The following is a 13,307-nucleotide window of genomic DNA, read 5'->3' as shown; positions in this document are numbered from 1 at the left end:
TCGGGGTTTTGGTGGGGTTTTTGTCGGGGCGGGGGCCGAGCCGGTCAGCGTATCCGGCGGCGGGGGCGCGCGAAATCGGGGTGCGCCGCCCGCGCCCCCTCCCTATGCTGCGCGGGCGCGCCGCCAACGAATCGGAGAAGTACGGAACATGACGCCCCAGCTCTCAGCGATCGGCTTCCACGCCACCGACCCGGCGGCCCTGGCCCGCTTCTGGGCCGAGCTCCTGAACCGGGAGCGGGCGGACGCCGTCACGGTGCTGCCCCCGGACGGCAAGGGCTTCGGCCTCCGCTTCACCGAGAGCCGGCAGCCCAAGACCCGGCAGAACCAGGCCCACTTCGACCTGACCAGCGCCACGCCGGAGGCCCAGCGGGAGACCGTGGCCCGGGCGCTGGCCCTCAGTGCCCGGCACATCGACATCGGCCAGACGCCGGAGGAGGGCCACATCGTCCTCGCCGACCCGGACGGCAATGAGTTCTGTGTGATCGAGGCGGGCAACAAGTTTCTCGCGGACACCGGGGTCATCGGCGCGGTCGCGTGCGACGGCACCCGGGCGGTCGGCTACTTCTGGAGCGAGGCGCTGGGCTGGCCGCTCGTCTGGGACCAGGACGAGGAGACCGCGATCCAGTCCCCGCAGGGCGGCACGAAGCTCACCTGGGGCGGCCCGCCGGTCCCGCCGAAGCCGGACGTCAACCGCCTGTACTTCGAGCTGGCCCTCCCGGCCGACGCCGACGAGGCGACGGAGACCGCCCGCCTGAGGTCCCTGGGCGCCCGCCCCGGACCGGACGGCATGCTGCTCGACCCGGACGGCAACGAGTTCCGCGTACTGCGCACACCGACGCCGTAGCGCCCGGGCGCGGCCGGACGGCGAGTTGATCGCGTCCACGCGGGCGGCACTTGCGCGGCCGCGGCGGCTGACCGGTCAATGAGGGGGGTTACGGCGCCGAAAGGCGCTCCGCGCGTCGCATTTCCCGTTTCTCGTTCGCGAGCGGCGCGCGGCCCGGTTTCCCGCCCCGGAACATGAAGGCGAGATCCGGCAGCAAAAGCTGCCGGATCTCGCGAAAAGGATGGTCGGGGGACGGTTACCAGCGGTACCAGCGGCCACGCTTGCCGCCGTGACCTGCGGGGCGGATGAAGAAGCCGAGCAGCCAGACGACGAGAACGATGACGGCGATCCACCAGAGTGCCTTGAGGGCGAAACCGGCGCCGAAGAGGAGCAGGGCGAGGAGGAGAACCAGAATGATAGGAAGCATGTTCGGCCTGTTGCCCCCGGTTGGCGCGTTAATCCATCCGCGGTGAGGAAATTTTTATGGCGGGCTGATTCCGCGACTGCCGCGTTTGGAACCGGAAAGTTCGGTCAGGCGGAGGACATCCCGATACCGAGTACAGCTAAGGGTGAGTGACATGGCTGCTGACGAGAAGACCGAGGCCAAGACCGAGCAGGCCAAGGGCAAGATCAAGGAAGTCGCCGGCCGGACCGTCGGCAACGAGCGGCTCACCGCCGAGGGCCGGGCCGAGCAGGCCAAGGGCGACGCCCGCCAGGCCAAGGAGAAGGCCAAGGACGCCCTCACCGACTGACGCGCTCCTCCCGCACGCAGGCCCCGCGGACGACCCGACCGGTCCGCGGGGCCCTGCGCGTGCCGTCATGGCAGAGCGCTAGGGGAGGTCCCCCGAGACCGGGAGCCGGTACACGGAGACGTGGGAACCCGACTCGGCCGTGAATTCGGCGCCGGTCCAGTCCGCGTGCCTGCTCTCCAGCTCGAAGCCGGCCAACTGGGCCATGAGGTCGAGCTCGGCCGGCCAGATGTAGCGGTGCGGACTGCGGAACAGCTGCGCCTCCTCGGTCTCGTCGAAGCGGAAGTGGTGCGACACGACGTGCTGGTTGAGCACGTCGTACGTGTCCAGCCCGATGTAGTCGGCTTCGGACTGCCAGACCGTGGCCGTCCGGCCCGGCGGCAGCGTGCGCAGCTCGGGTACCCAGAGTTCGACCACGAACCGGCCGCCGGGTGGGAGGTGGCGGGCCGCGTTGCGGAAGCACCGCACCTGCTCGTCCTGCGTGAGCAGGTTGGAGATCGTGTTGTACACGAGGTAGACGAGCGAGTACTCCCCGGGGGCGACCGCGGTCGCCATGTCACCGACGATCACGGGAATCGCCGCCTCGTCGGCCTTCGTACGCAATTGCTCGACCATCGGGCGCGACAGCTCGATGCCGGTGACGGGCACCCCGCGCCCCGCGAGCGGTACGGCTACGCGGCCCGTCCCGATGGCGAACTCCAGTGCTCCTCCGCCATCGGCGAGCCGGGCGAGGCTGTCCACGGCCGGCTCCAGGACCTCGGGCGCGAACATCCCGGAACCGGGGGTGTCGTAGCGTCGGGCGGTGTCGGCGCCCCAGATCTTCTGCTGCTGCATTCGGTCAACGGTCCCTGTCGGCCGCCGAGTTGTCCACCGAGTATGTGGCTCCCGGCCACGCGACCGGGCCGATCGTCCCCAGCGGGTGCGGCACCGTCCGGCTCTCCCGCTGGAACGCGCGGCAGAAGCCGCCCATCGCCGAGGCCACCGGTCCGTGCCGGAGCAGGAGCGCCGCGATCGACGCCGGAACCCCCTCCGGGAGCGCCCCCTGCGCGCAGGCGTCCACGAAGGCCCTGCGGTCCGCCGGGGGGTGGCCGTACAGCGCGACGGCAAGCCAGTTGACCAGGTGGTTCACGGCGTAGCACTCGTCGTACGCCCCGTGCTCCACGACGAAGGCGGCCTCGTCCGGGGACAGGTCGAAGCGGGAGGAGATCGCGAGGCCGTAGTCGGCGAAGTAGAGGCGGTGGCCGTCCGTGAGGATGTTCTGGAAGTGGGCGTCGAAGTGCAGGAGCCCGTGGGCGTTCATGAACGCGATGCCGGCCCGCAGCTCGTCCTCCACCATCGCGCAGGCCCGCTCCGCCGCGTCCCCGCCCGCCCCGATCCGCGCGTCCAGCCAGTCGTGCAGGTTGTCCGGGATGTACTCCAGGAACAGCACGAGGCTCGCCGTGGAGTCCCGCAGCCCCTCGATCCGTCCGCGTACGGCCGACCCGTCGCCCCAGTACGCGACGGCCCGGTCCACATCCGCGAGTTCCTCGGGAAGCGGGGCGCCGGAGTCCGTGAGCACCCGCCAGTGGTGCATCAGCGGGAAGCCCTCGTACGCCCCGGCGACCACCCAGTCCGTCGTCGTGGTGTGCGCGGCGAGCTCCCGCCAGGCGCCGAACCCCGGGCTGCCGATGGCGCCGATGCCGTAGTGGCAGTACGCGGGGAGGCCGAAGAGGTTCGCGGTGGAGCGCAGGTGCTCCGGTTCCCGCTCCAGGTCCGTGAGCCGCACCTGCTTGACGAAGACCGGGGTGCCCTCGACGTCCAGCAGCACGGTCCGGCCGCCGATGCCCGCGCCCAGCGGCGTGCCGGCGTCCAGCAGGTCCCGCAGACCGCGGTCGCTGCGCAGGGCCAGCGCCGTGGACGCGGCACCGTGTGCGGCGAGCCGGGCACTGCGGGACATGTCCCGGGGTATGTCGGGGCCTTTCACACGCGCCTCCAGCGGCTTCGTACGGACGGCCACCCTCCCACGTGGGGCGACCGATGAGTTCTCCGGTCGCGGACGGTCCACCCAGTGACCCGACCGTCCTCGACAGGAGTGCCATGTCCACCATCCAGCCCGTGATCCTCACCGCCGACCAGGACGTGCTGCGCCGGTTCTACACGGACCTGTTCGGCGCCGAGGAGATCTTCCGGGTCCCCGCGAAGGGCCCGGACTTCTACCTCGGCCTGCGCATCGGCGACACCGACCTGGGCCTGGTGACCAAGCCGGACCCGGCGGACGCCGCGGCGCCCCGGATCCTGCTCGGCATCGAGGTCGACGACGTCGACGAGACGCTCGGCCGCGTGGAGGCCCTGGGCGGCTCGGTCAGCGGCGGCCCCAAGAACATGCCGTGGGGCCAACGCGTCGCCCACATCCGCGACCCCGACGGCAACGCGGTCAACCTCACGCAGCCGATCCCGGCGGAGTGAGGGCGCGTACGACACACGTCCGCCGGGTGGCCTCACCTCCGGCCTCACCGCCCCGGCAGCCCCAGCTCGCCCGCCCGTAGCCCCGCCTGGAAGCGGGACGCGGCCTGGAGGGTCGTCATCAGGTCGGCGACACGGCGGCGGTACGTGCGCAGGGAGAGGTTCAGGTGGCGGGCGGCGGAGGCGTCGGTGAGGCCGGTGCTCAGGGCTTCCAGGATCTGGCGGGACTCCGGGGTGAGGTGCGGGGTGTCCGTCGCCAGGTACGTGGTGTAGGCGGCCGAGCGGTTCCACATCGCGTCGAACAGCGAGTGGACGCCGTCGATCATCGTCCTCGACGTCGTCACGGAGTACTCACGGCCGGCGGGCGCCTCGCGGCCGGCCAGGATCATGACGCGGCGGTCGATGATGATCGTCTCGTGCGGGAGCTCCGCGTCCGTGATGCGCACCTGGGCGCCCGCGTTCAGCACCAGCCGCAGGTGGTCCCGGGTCGCCTCGTCCGCCAGAGCGGCCGGGGTGAGCAGCTTGCGGGTCGTGAAGTCGGGGCCCGGGGTCGTCCAGGTCGCCGGCCGGGGCCACGTCGTCAGGGTGCGGGCGGCGCAGAGGAACTCGGTGCGGGCCGATTCGAGGAGGTGCCCCGCGCGTGCCAGCAGCTCCGCGTCGCCGTGGACCGAGAAGATCTGTTCGTTCCGCATACCGCCAGTCTCGCAGCACCCCGGATCCCGCGAGACTGGCAGCAAGCTGCCACGCGCTGGGCCGCCCCCGCACCCCCGGAGAGCATGTAGCCATGACCACCACCACCTTCGCCCTCGGCGGCGACCTCCCCGTCAACCGTCTCGGCTTCGGAGCCATGCGGCTGCCCATGGGCACGCTCGACGGCCCCGCCCGCACCCCCGAGAACGGCATCGCGGTCCTCCGCCGGGCCGTCGAGCTCGGCGTGAACCACATCGACACCGCCGCCTTCTACGCCCGGGGCGGCGTCCGGTCCAACGAGCTGATCCGCGAGGCCCTCGCCCCCTACCCCGACGACCTGGTCATCGCCACCAAGGTCGGCCCCCTCCCCGGCCCCGACGGCGTCCCCAGCGGCCAGGCCACCCCCGACCAGCTGCGCGGCCTCGTCGAGGCGGACCTGCGCTCCCTCGGCGTCGACCGGCTCGACGTGGTCAACCTCCGCGTCGGCGGCATGAGCGGCCCCGGCGGCGAGTCCGTCGCCGAACGGTTCGCCGTGCTCGCCGGGCTCCAGCAGGAGGGCCTCATCCGGCACCTCGGCGTCAGCAACATCGACGCCGCGCAGCTCGCGGAGGCGCGGTCCGTCGCGCCCGTGGTGTGCGTGCAGAATCCGTACGCCGACGACCTGGCGCTCCTCGCGGAGTGCGAGGCCGCCGGGATCGCGTACGTGCCGTTCTTCCTGCTCGGCGGCGGCCGCGAGCCGCTCGACACCCGGCGCCTTGAGAAGGTCGCGGCCCGCCTGGACGCGACCGTCTCCCAGGTGCAGCTCGCCCTCCTCCTCGCCTCGTCCCCCGTCATGCTCGCCATCCCCGGCACGGGCAACCTCGCCCACCTGGAGGAGAACATGGCCGCCCGCGACCTCACCCTCACGGACGAGGACCTGGCCGAACTGCGCGGCTGACGCCCCCACCCCCGCGGCGGCCGTACCGCTGGTCAGGTGCATGATGAAGGTCTGGCCGTGGGGGAAGGGGCGGGGCATGACGCGCTGGACGGTCGAAAGACAGGCGGAGGCCCCCGGGGAACCGGAGCGCGTCGGCGGTGTGGGCTGGACGGCCGCGTGGCTGACGGGGGCCGTGGCGCTGGTGGGGGAAGGCGGGCTCGCGTTCGTCGTGTACTTCCTGGCCGGTCTGCGCGACGAGCACTACTTCGCCGCCGGCATCGGTGCCTACGTCGGGTACCTGTTCCTGATCGTGGTCGTCACGGTCGTGCTCGGCCTGGGCGGCGCGATCGGCTCGGCGGCGCTCGTACTGCCAAGCCTGCAGCTCTCGCGCCTCTCCGCCCGCCGGACCGGGCGGGCGGAGACCATGCGCTGGTGTCTGGCCGTCTGCGGCGCGGTCGCCGCGGCGGCCGCCGTGTGCGCCGGGGTGCCGACGCTGCTGCTCGGCGGCAGCTGGACCGTACCCCCGCTCGTTCTCCTCGCAACCTTCCTCGGTCTGGCCCCCGCCGTCCTGTGCACCCGGGCCGTGACCGTAGTACGCCGCAACGGGGCCCGTTTCGGGCTCGCCGCGCTGGTGCTGGTCGGCGGGGCGGCGCTGTCGGCGGTGACCTTCGTCGGCGGCCTCCTGGCCTACGGGACCGGCCTGCTCCAGGAGTACGAGCCGCCCCGGCTCACCGACGCCCAGCTCGTCGGCACCTGGACCGACGGGCACGGCGGCACCCTCGCCGTCCGCGCCGACGGCACCGCGGTCGCCCACGGCCTGGGCCCCCGCAAGACGGACGAGACGTACGCCGGGGACGTCCCATGGGAGCAGTGCGAGGGCTCCGGTACGTGGACCCAGGGGCCGTCTCCGTCCGGAACCACGGAGTTCGAGCTCAGCGTCAGCGGCTGCCTGGAGGGCCCCGGCTGGCAGTACGGCGGCACCGAGGACCGACCCACCCTCTTTTACTGGATCGGCGACCCGGATTCGCTCAATCGGTACGTGCTGCACCGCGACCAGCGGGCTGGAGGAGCCACCGCCCCGGGCAGACACTGACCTGTCAGCTCCAGTCGGCGAGATCTCCGACGAAGTCTTCGTACGAGCGGTTGGTGCCGCGTGGGGAGGGAATCAGCCCGTGCCGCTGTGCCTCGCGGGCCACCGAGGGACCGTCGCTCTCACGGAAGAGCGGCAGGCCAAGCCCTCGCCTCAGTTCCTCCTTGGCGTTCTTGACGCGCCCGGTGTCCTTGTCGAGCAGGTGAGCGGGGACCTTCCAGCGTGGGTGGACGTGAGGGAAGGCTTCCGGGAAGAGCAGCAACCAGCCCTCGGTCTCCCAGGCGGCGAGCGCGAATGCGGTCCGGAAACCGGGGCACTGGCGTGCGAGTTCGGCGGCCAGAGTTCCGCGAACCTGCTTGTAGTCGGCGTTGGTGTAACCGTCCAAATCCTCGTGGACGACGAAGCCGTGCAGTTCGGCCCGCTGCTGGCGCGCCTTGGCGCGCGCCTTGCCGACCAGGACCTCCACGGCAGCAGCGAGCTTCGGGCCGGACTTTCGGCGCAGCCGTACCGGGTCGTTGATGCGGACGAGTTTGGCCGCGTCAGCGATATCGGGCCGGTGCGCACGTATGAGCGCGGCAAGGATGTCGCAGTCGTTCCGGTCCTCGCCGGCGAACACGACGACTCCCCGTTCCCGCGCCCGGGGCGCACGCCCGCCGCTCGGCCTCCGCTTCGGGGTCAAAGCTCACCGCCGGTCAGGTCTCCACCCAGTACCCCGGAGAACCAGAGTTCCCCGAGCGGTTGTTCACCTGACTCCTCCACGATGTCCCTCACCTCGTCAACAGTGAGCGCCGGAATGACGGAGGCCCCGTCGTCGAAACGGTCGCATACGACGAACTCGTCCGGATGCAGCCGGTTCACCAGGGCGGGGGAATGGGTGGCGACGATGAACTGGGTCCGCTCGGCAGCCTCGCGCAACCGCTGCACAACGAGTTCGAGTGCCTGCGGATGCAGCCCGTGATCGATCTCCTCGATGCACGTGAACGCCGGGGGATTCGGGTCGTACAGCAGGGCGAGCAGCCCCAGAAGCCGGACCGTCCCGTACGACGCGTCGGCGAGCGGGGTCAGACGGCGCAGGCCGCGCTCGCGCAGTACGACGGTCAGCTGGTCGGTCGCCCCGCCGACCTCCTCGAACTCGATGTTCTCCAGCTGGGGCAGCACCTCGCGGGCATCGGTGACCAGATTGTCCCAGGTTTCCTCGCGACCACTCAGGTGGATCAGGAAGCCGGCCAGATTCTCGGCGTGCGGCGAGAGCGTGCTGAAGTCCGCGCCACGCAGGCGGGTCGGTTGCCGCGCGGCGGCCACGTCCACATCAAAGAGACGAAACGAGGAGAGCCGGTCGGCGACCCGCGTCACCTCGTCTCCACCGTCGGCGGGCCCCAGCCGCGGGAGTGTGGACAGCCCGCTGCTCAGCCTGCGAATGCTGAAGTTGCCGCTGTCCTTGCTCTTGCCCGCCCGCTCGTCCTGGATCCGCGCCTCCTCACCCTTGATGGTGATACGCCGCCCGCGCCCCTGCCTGCGCTTGAAGGCGAAGCTCTCCTCGCGGGAGAGCGCGTAGTAGGGGGAAGGCTCACCTGACACCTTCGAGCGCAGTGAGCGCCGGCGAATGGTGAGGTCGTACTCGTCCGGTGCGTTGCGGGTGGAGTTGGTCGTCCACGTCGCCTTGAGGTGGACACGCATGGAGGTCGGTGGTTTGTTTCCACCCCAGAAGGCCACCTCGTCGAAACCACCACGCGCGTCGAGGGCCGGCTGGAGATCGGTACGGATGATGTCGGCGAGGAAGTCGAACACCTTCAGCACATTGGATTTGCCCGCGCCGTTCGGACCCACCAGCACGGTGAGCGGGCCGAGCGGCACGGTCACATCGCGCAGGCTGCGGAAGTTCTCGACATGCAGTTCGAGGAGACGGCCGGGCATGGGAAACCTATCGAGTGGGTGCGACGGACGGCTCCCGTCCACGAGACGATCACGTCGGCCCGTGAGCGGAACATCGTGGCTCAGAATATCCGGGCCGACTGCCGTCGGCCGGCGTGCCGGGCGGTTTCCTCGACGAGGTGCAGGATGATCCCGCGCAGGTCGGCGAACTCGTCGCCCAGGGGTTCCGGGTGGCGGCCCCGCGGGGGTGCCGTCAGCGGCGTGCGGGCGATCACGGCGTCGGAGCGGCGGCACTGGTCCGCGTAGAAGGCGAAGACCACCTCCGGCTCTCGGGGTGTCGTCAGCGGGGCGTGGTCGTCGGACCAGGGCAGGCCGTTCGGCCGCCCCGGTGAAGACCTCCTGGAACCAGTGCCTCTCCGCGTGACCCAGGTGTTCCATGAGCCCGAGAGGCGTCCAGCCGGACGGCAGGACCGGTGTGGTGAGTGCCTGTGCGTCGAGCCCGTCGACGATGGCCAGGACGCCGGCCCGCTGCGCCGCCAGGAACGCCGACAGAGTCTCTTTCTCCTTGGCATCCGTGGCATCTGTTGTCATACGCGCATGGTGCCGGGGGCCACTGACAAGCGCGGCGGGGATACGTCTAGCAGAGCCACCCCGCCGCCTCCGCCACCAGCTCCTCCATCTCGCCCACCAGGCGCGCCGTGTGGAAGCCGTCCGCCGCCGCGTGGTGCACCTGTACGGCGAGCGGGAGGAACACCCGGCCGCCGCGTGGGACGTACCGGCCCAGCGTGAAGATCGGGGCCAAGTGGTCGTACCCGTCACGGATGTTGAGGTTGAACCCCGTGAACGACCGCCACGGCAGGCTCGACACGTCGAAGGCGTTCGGCGGCGGCGGCCCCTGCGGGAAGAAGGACGTGGTGCGCGCGTGCTCCGCCAGCAGCGGGGCCGCCGCGTCGTGGAACGCCCCGAAGTCCGCGTCGTACGGCGCCCACACGCACGCGAACGTCTCCCGCTCCGTGTTGAACACCGTGAACGCGGGGTGCACCACCGGCCACACCGCCGGATCGCCCGACTCCGTCAGGCACATCCGGAATTCCTCGTGCCGGTTCACCACCGTCGCCAGCGCCCACACCTGCGCCACGTACGACTTGCGCTCCGAACGGCTCAGCGCGGCGGCGAACTCCGTGACGTCCACCTCCACCGTCATCGAGTACGTGCACGGCACCCGGCGCCGGTAATGTGCGAAGTGCTCCCTGCGCGGCCAGGTGTCCAGGTCGATGGGGGCGGGGGTGGGAGCGGAGGTGTCCATCCGGGCATCATGGCAGTCACCCGGGCGTCCGCCCGAACGGTTTTCGCGGGGCGCGCTTGCGTTGGAGTGCACTCCAACTCCTACCGTCATCCGCATGAGCATCGAACAGCGCAACGAACGGTACGAGCGTGGCTACGCGGCCCTCCGCGAGGTCGCCGGAGGCACCCAGGACGACGTCATCGACGGCCTCGCCGACATCGCCCCCGACATGGGCCGGTACATCGTCGAATTCGGCTTCGGCGACATCTGGACCCGCCCCGGACTCACCCGCCGACAGCGCCAGTTGGGCACCGTCGCCGCCCTCGCCGCGATGGGCAACGCCGCGCCGCAGCTCCGCTTCCACATCGGCGGCGCGCTCAACGTCGGCTGCACCCGCGAGGAGATCGTCGAGGTCCTGATCCACGTCAGCGTGTACGCCGGTTTCCCGGCCGCGCTCAACGGCCTCACCGCCGCCCGCGAGGTCTTCGAGTCCCGCCCCGACGAGCCCGCCCTCGTCCCCGCCGACACCTCCGGCGACCAGGACGGCGACCGCCTCGAACGCGGCCGGCAGGCCCTCGCCGACATCGACGGGGACGCCGGTCAGCAGGTCATCGACTCCCTCAAGGACATTGCCCCCGACCTCGCGCGCTACGTGCTGGAGTTCTCCTTCGGCGACGTGTACTCCCGTACGGGCCTCGACCTCAGGACCCGCGAACTGGTCACCGTCGCCCTGTGCACCGCCCTCGGCACGGTCGGCCCGCAGCTCCGCGTACACCTCCACGGCCTGCTCAACGTCGGCGGTACGCGGGAGGAGGCCGTCGAGATCATCACGCAGATGGCCGGTTACGCCGGTTTCCCGGCCGCGCTGAACGGCCTGACGGCCGCGCGTGAGGTGTTCGCGGCGCGCGGGGAGTGACCTACGGGGACGACACGCGGCCGGTCACCGCCGCGACCGCTCCTGCTCCCATGAGGGGTCCACGGGGACGTTCCAGCCTCGCAGCATGGCCAGGATCTCCGCCCGCGTCCTTGGGCCGGCGAACCGGAAGGCGCGGTCGAGCACTTCCCTGCTCTCCAGGAGGGGCTCCACGAAGGTGAAGTACGCCGTGTCCACCAGCTCGCCGCCCGGACTCTCCTCCAGGCCCTCGATGAAGTCGAAACAGCGCGCGAGGAACTCCTCGTCATCCGCGTCCATCTCGGCGGACTCCATCCCGGGCTGGAACAGCGGATGAGCGAGGACTTCGGAAAGCAGCGTCCCGGGGTGGGTGTTGACCTGCTCCCAGTGGGTCACCTGCGCGGCCCGCCTGCCGTGGCGCCGGGCCGCCGTCTCCAGGTACGGCTCCACTTCCGGCAGCGCCCGGACGAGCTGCCGGACCAATTCCTGGGAGGAGATTCCCTGCACGTGTCCGTACTCCTTTGAGCCGCGCCCGTTCGGAGCGGGTCAGGCGACGGTGCGCTGGATGAATACTGCCCAGGCGTCGGGGGAGACGGTGAGGGCCGGGACGGTGGTGTCCTTGGAGTCGCGTACGTGGATGGCGTGGGGGCAGGTGGCGACCTCGACACAGTTGCCGCCGTTCGTGCCGCTGTAGCTGCTCTTGAACCACTTCAGGTCGGTGCTCATAGTCCTTCTGCCATCTGCTTGATCAGCCCGCGCGACTCTTCCAGCCCGTGAGCCTGGGTCCGGAGCATGCCATGCGTGGCAAACAAGTCTCCCAGTTGAGGTTGCTCACTGACAACGAAGTTACGGCCCTGCACCTCCAGGTATGCCAGCCGCCGTCGGTCGTCGGTCTCCAGCAGGACGAAGGGGCCGTTCAGCCCGACGTGCGCCTCCTGATGGGGCGACATCACCTGGATGTTCACGTTCCGCAGCTCGCTCACTTCGAGTAGGTGTTGCAGCTGCGCGCGGTGCACGTCCCGTCCCCCGATAGGGCGCGTGATCGCGCTGATTTCCAGGATGAAGCTGATGTCCACCGGTGGCTTGCGTGTCAACAGGGTCTGCCGCGCGAGACGACCGGCGACCAGCCTCTCGATCTCGTCGTCATCGAGGGGCGGACATGCGACCCGGTGCAGGGCGAGCGCGTGTGCCTCTGTCTGCAACAGGCCAGGCACGGTGCTGGACTCGTATTCGTGCCGCGCCACGCACTTCGCCTCTTCCTCGGCGAACGGCTCGAACCAGGCAGCCAAGTGGCTGAACTGGAGTTGCGTTGCGGCCTTGATCAGCCCTCCGTTCGCCTCCAGCGCTGCGTCGGCCTTCGGTACGAAGTCCCCCTTCGGGGGCCTCTGTCCCCGCTCCACCATCGCCACCTGTGACTTGGAGAAGCCGATCTTCACCCCCAACGCCTCCTGCGACAGGCCCGCCAGTTCGCGGTAGTGCCGCAACAGCGCTCCGAACATGAGAGCCGTACCGCCGCCGGTATTACTGGAGTGCACGGCCCCACCTCCAAGTGCACAGCAGTGCACAGATGCCTTGTGTCCCTGGTCACCGTACGTGCGGGCACCGACGCTTTCCGTATGGAACCGAAAACTTCCCCGGACCTGGTGCACTCGTGGATTCCCGCGAGCGGTCACGCCCTGCGGCACGCGGGCATCCACTTCGACGCGATCCGCGCCCCCGGCATCCTGGGCGACCAAGTGGCGTACGAGATCATGCAGTTCACGGACTTCCAGGCCGGTCCGATCATCCGGTCCCGGATCGGGATGCGGAGCATGTACTTCCTCGTCCCGCCCGGCACGGCGAGTGCCCATCGCTGGCCGGCGGGGGCGGACGCGCTTGTGCGCAGGGGGTCGGACTTCGTGGGCGTACCCGCGCTGCACGGGCTGACGTACCCGCTGGACTGGCGTTCGCGGCCGACGGCTCAAGATCCGTACGTGGAAACGGCACTGCTGTTCGAGCTGTTGATCAAGGTGGTGTCGGACGAAAAGCCTGCTGTGCGGTGATCGCGTCGTTACGCTCCGTGCGCTTTGCGTACGGGGCGGCCCCCGGGAGTGCTGACAACACCTGGTCCGAGGGTCTTCACCCGAGATGGATTCACGAGGTCCACCGAAGGTGCTTTGGCGTGCCGTCTCGCCGTCCCGCGCCTATGGCAAGCATGTGTTCCGCCCCAGGGCGGACGAGACGCTGTGCCGCCCGTGCGCCCAACAGGCGGCGGGGGAGACCCACTGCATGAAATGGCCGCTGTATGCCCCCGACCCGGACGGCGAATTCCAGGGACCGGTGCGTCGGCGGGAGCGTTTCAAGGAGGTGCTGGGCGAGGACGCCGCGCACGCGGGCGCGCGGGACGCTCAGCGGGACGCGGAGGCCCTGCGCCGCCCGAGTTGAAGCAGGACGGGGACGGTGCCGCAGGCGAGCGAACCGGCGATGATCACGGGGAACAGGATCGCGAATTCGTGCCCCTGACAGGGATCGGTGGCCGTGGCCATGGCGCCCCTCCGCGGATGCGATC

Annotated in this window: 18 protein-coding genes and 1 pseudogene; 8 read left to right on the top strand and 11 right to left on the bottom strand. The window is 70.5% G+C overall.

Annotated features, from left to right (window positions below; genetic code table 11):
• The first annotated feature begins 148 nt into the window (after nt 1-148).
• A complete protein-coding gene (locus BLW14_RS13715) occupies nt 149-844 on the top strand; it encodes a VOC family protein (protein WP_093707516.1) in 696 nt (231 codons plus the stop codon).
• 235 nt (nt 845-1,079) lie between these two features.
• On the opposite strand, the gene BLW14_RS13710 is transcribed toward BLW14_RS13715, so the two are convergent.
• Entirely contained in the window at nt 1,080-1,250 is a 171-nt protein-coding gene (locus BLW14_RS13710; protein WP_018519530.1) for a DUF5670 family protein, read from the bottom strand.
• 151 nt (nt 1,251-1,401) lie between these two features.
• Here BLW14_RS13710 and BLW14_RS13705 point away from each other — a divergent pair, with 151 nt between their 5' ends.
• Nucleotides 1,402-1,575, top strand: coding sequence for a CsbD family protein (locus BLW14_RS13705; protein ID WP_093707514.1), 174 nt, complete (start codon nt 1,402-1,404; stop codon nt 1,573-1,575).
• 78 nt (nt 1,576-1,653) lie between these two features.
• On the opposite strand, the gene BLW14_RS13700 is transcribed toward BLW14_RS13705, so the two are convergent.
• Nucleotides 1,654-2,406, bottom strand: coding sequence for a class I SAM-dependent methyltransferase (locus BLW14_RS13700; RefSeq protein ID WP_093707512.1), 753 nt, complete (start codon nt 2,404-2,406; stop codon nt 1,654-1,656).
• A gap of 4 nt (nt 2,407-2,410) precedes the next feature.
• On the bottom strand, nt 2,411-3,508 hold the full coding sequence (locus BLW14_RS13695) for a protein kinase family protein (protein ID WP_256332768.1): 1,098 nt from the start codon (nt 3,506-3,508) through the stop codon (nt 2,411-2,413).
• A 140-nt stretch (nt 3,509-3,648) separates the two neighbouring features.
• Here BLW14_RS13695 and BLW14_RS13690 point away from each other — a divergent pair, with 140 nt between their 5' ends.
• On the top strand, nt 3,649-4,017 hold the full coding sequence (locus tag BLW14_RS13690; RefSeq protein ID WP_093707508.1) for a VOC family protein: 369 nt from the start codon (nt 3,649-3,651) through the stop codon (nt 4,015-4,017).
• Between the two features lie 44 nt (nt 4,018-4,061).
• Here the strand turns inward: BLW14_RS13690 and BLW14_RS13685 are convergent, their stop codons facing one another.
• A complete protein-coding gene (locus BLW14_RS13685) occupies nt 4,062-4,706 on the bottom strand; it encodes a helix-turn-helix domain-containing protein (RefSeq protein ID WP_093707506.1) in 645 nt (214 codons plus the stop codon).
• 92 nt (nt 4,707-4,798) lie between these two features.
• On the opposite strand from BLW14_RS13685, the gene BLW14_RS13680 reads away from it, so the two are divergent.
• Both BLW14_RS13680 and BLW14_RS13675 read left to right on the top strand, forming a co-directional pair.
• A complete protein-coding gene (locus BLW14_RS13680) occupies nt 4,799-5,641 on the top strand; it encodes an oxidoreductase (RefSeq protein ID WP_018519525.1) in 843 nt (280 codons plus the stop codon).
• 76 nt (nt 5,642-5,717) lie between these two features.
• Nucleotides 5,718-6,713: a hypothetical protein gene (locus BLW14_RS13675; protein ID WP_143052008.1), complete on the top strand. Its 996-nt coding sequence runs from the start codon at nt 5,718-5,720 to the stop codon at nt 6,711-6,713.
• A 4-nt stretch (nt 6,714-6,717) separates the two neighbouring features.
• Here BLW14_RS13675 and BLW14_RS13670 read toward each other — a convergent pair whose 3' ends face one another.
• From BLW14_RS13670 to catA, 4 genes and pseudogenes are all read right to left on the bottom strand, one after another.
• Complete coding sequence (locus tag BLW14_RS13670) at nt 6,718-7,326, bottom strand: hypothetical protein (RefSeq protein ID WP_093707502.1); 609 nt, start codon at nt 7,324-7,326, stop codon at nt 6,718-6,720.
• Between the two features lie 59 nt (nt 7,327-7,385).
• The gene (locus BLW14_RS13665; protein ID WP_093707500.1) at nt 7,386-8,624 is read right to left on the bottom strand and encodes an AAA family ATPase; all 1,239 of its coding nucleotides are present in this window, start codon (nt 8,622-8,624) and stop codon (nt 7,386-7,388) included.
• Between the two features lie 80 nt (nt 8,625-8,704).
• Nucleotides 8,705-9,173, bottom strand: a pseudogene (locus tag BLW14_RS13660) (DinB family protein).
• Between the two features lie 46 nt (nt 9,174-9,219).
• The gene (gene catA / locus BLW14_RS13655) at nt 9,220-9,888 is read right to left on the bottom strand and encodes a type A chloramphenicol O-acetyltransferase (RefSeq protein ID WP_093707498.1); all 669 of its coding nucleotides are present in this window, start codon (nt 9,886-9,888) and stop codon (nt 9,220-9,222) included.
• Between the two features lie 94 nt (nt 9,889-9,982).
• Here catA and BLW14_RS13650 point away from each other — a divergent pair, with 94 nt between their 5' ends.
• Nucleotides 9,983-10,783, top strand: coding sequence for a carboxymuconolactone decarboxylase family protein (locus BLW14_RS13650; protein WP_093707496.1), 801 nt, complete (start codon nt 9,983-9,985; stop codon nt 10,781-10,783).
• Between the two features lie 24 nt (nt 10,784-10,807).
• Here the strand turns inward: BLW14_RS13650 and BLW14_RS13645 are convergent, their stop codons facing one another.
• From BLW14_RS13645 to BLW14_RS13635, 3 genes are read right to left on the bottom strand one after another with little or no spacing between them, the layout of a single operon-like run.
• On the bottom strand, nt 10,808-11,266 hold the full coding sequence (locus BLW14_RS13645) for a hypothetical protein (protein WP_093707494.1): 459 nt from the start codon (nt 11,264-11,266) through the stop codon (nt 10,808-10,810).
• A gap of 39 nt (nt 11,267-11,305) precedes the next feature.
• The gene (locus tag BLW14_RS13640) at nt 11,306-11,485 is read right to left on the bottom strand and encodes a DUF397 domain-containing protein (protein WP_093707492.1); all 180 of its coding nucleotides are present in this window, start codon (nt 11,483-11,485) and stop codon (nt 11,306-11,308) included.
• Nucleotides 11,482-12,294, bottom strand: a complete 813-nt coding sequence (locus BLW14_RS13635; protein WP_371128069.1) for a helix-turn-helix domain-containing protein — start codon at nt 12,292-12,294, stop codon at nt 11,482-11,484. Before BLW14_RS13635 ends, BLW14_RS13640 begins: the two co-directional genes overlap by 4 nt.
• A gap of 81 nt (nt 12,295-12,375) precedes the next feature.
• On the opposite strand from BLW14_RS13635, the gene BLW14_RS13630 reads away from it, so the two are divergent.
• Both BLW14_RS13630 and BLW14_RS34475 read left to right on the top strand, forming a co-directional pair.
• A complete protein-coding gene (locus tag BLW14_RS13630) occupies nt 12,376-12,801 on the top strand; it encodes a hypothetical protein (protein ID WP_256332767.1) in 426 nt (141 codons plus the stop codon).
• 226 nt (nt 12,802-13,027) lie between these two features.
• Nucleotides 13,028-13,183, top strand: coding sequence for a hypothetical protein (locus BLW14_RS34475; protein WP_177153845.1), 156 nt, complete (start codon nt 13,028-13,030; stop codon nt 13,181-13,183).
• The last annotated feature ends 124 nt before the right edge of the window (nt 13,184-13,307 follow it).

Origin of the sequence: Streptomyces sp. 2131.1 (genome assembly GCF_900105515.1) — a bacterium.
Classification (GTDB): domain Bacteria; phylum Actinomycetota; class Actinomycetes; order Streptomycetales; family Streptomycetaceae; genus Streptomyces; species Streptomyces drozdowiczii.
The sequence above is the reverse complement of the archived record's forward strand: the minus strand, read 5'-3'. Positions and strand labels throughout refer to the sequence as shown.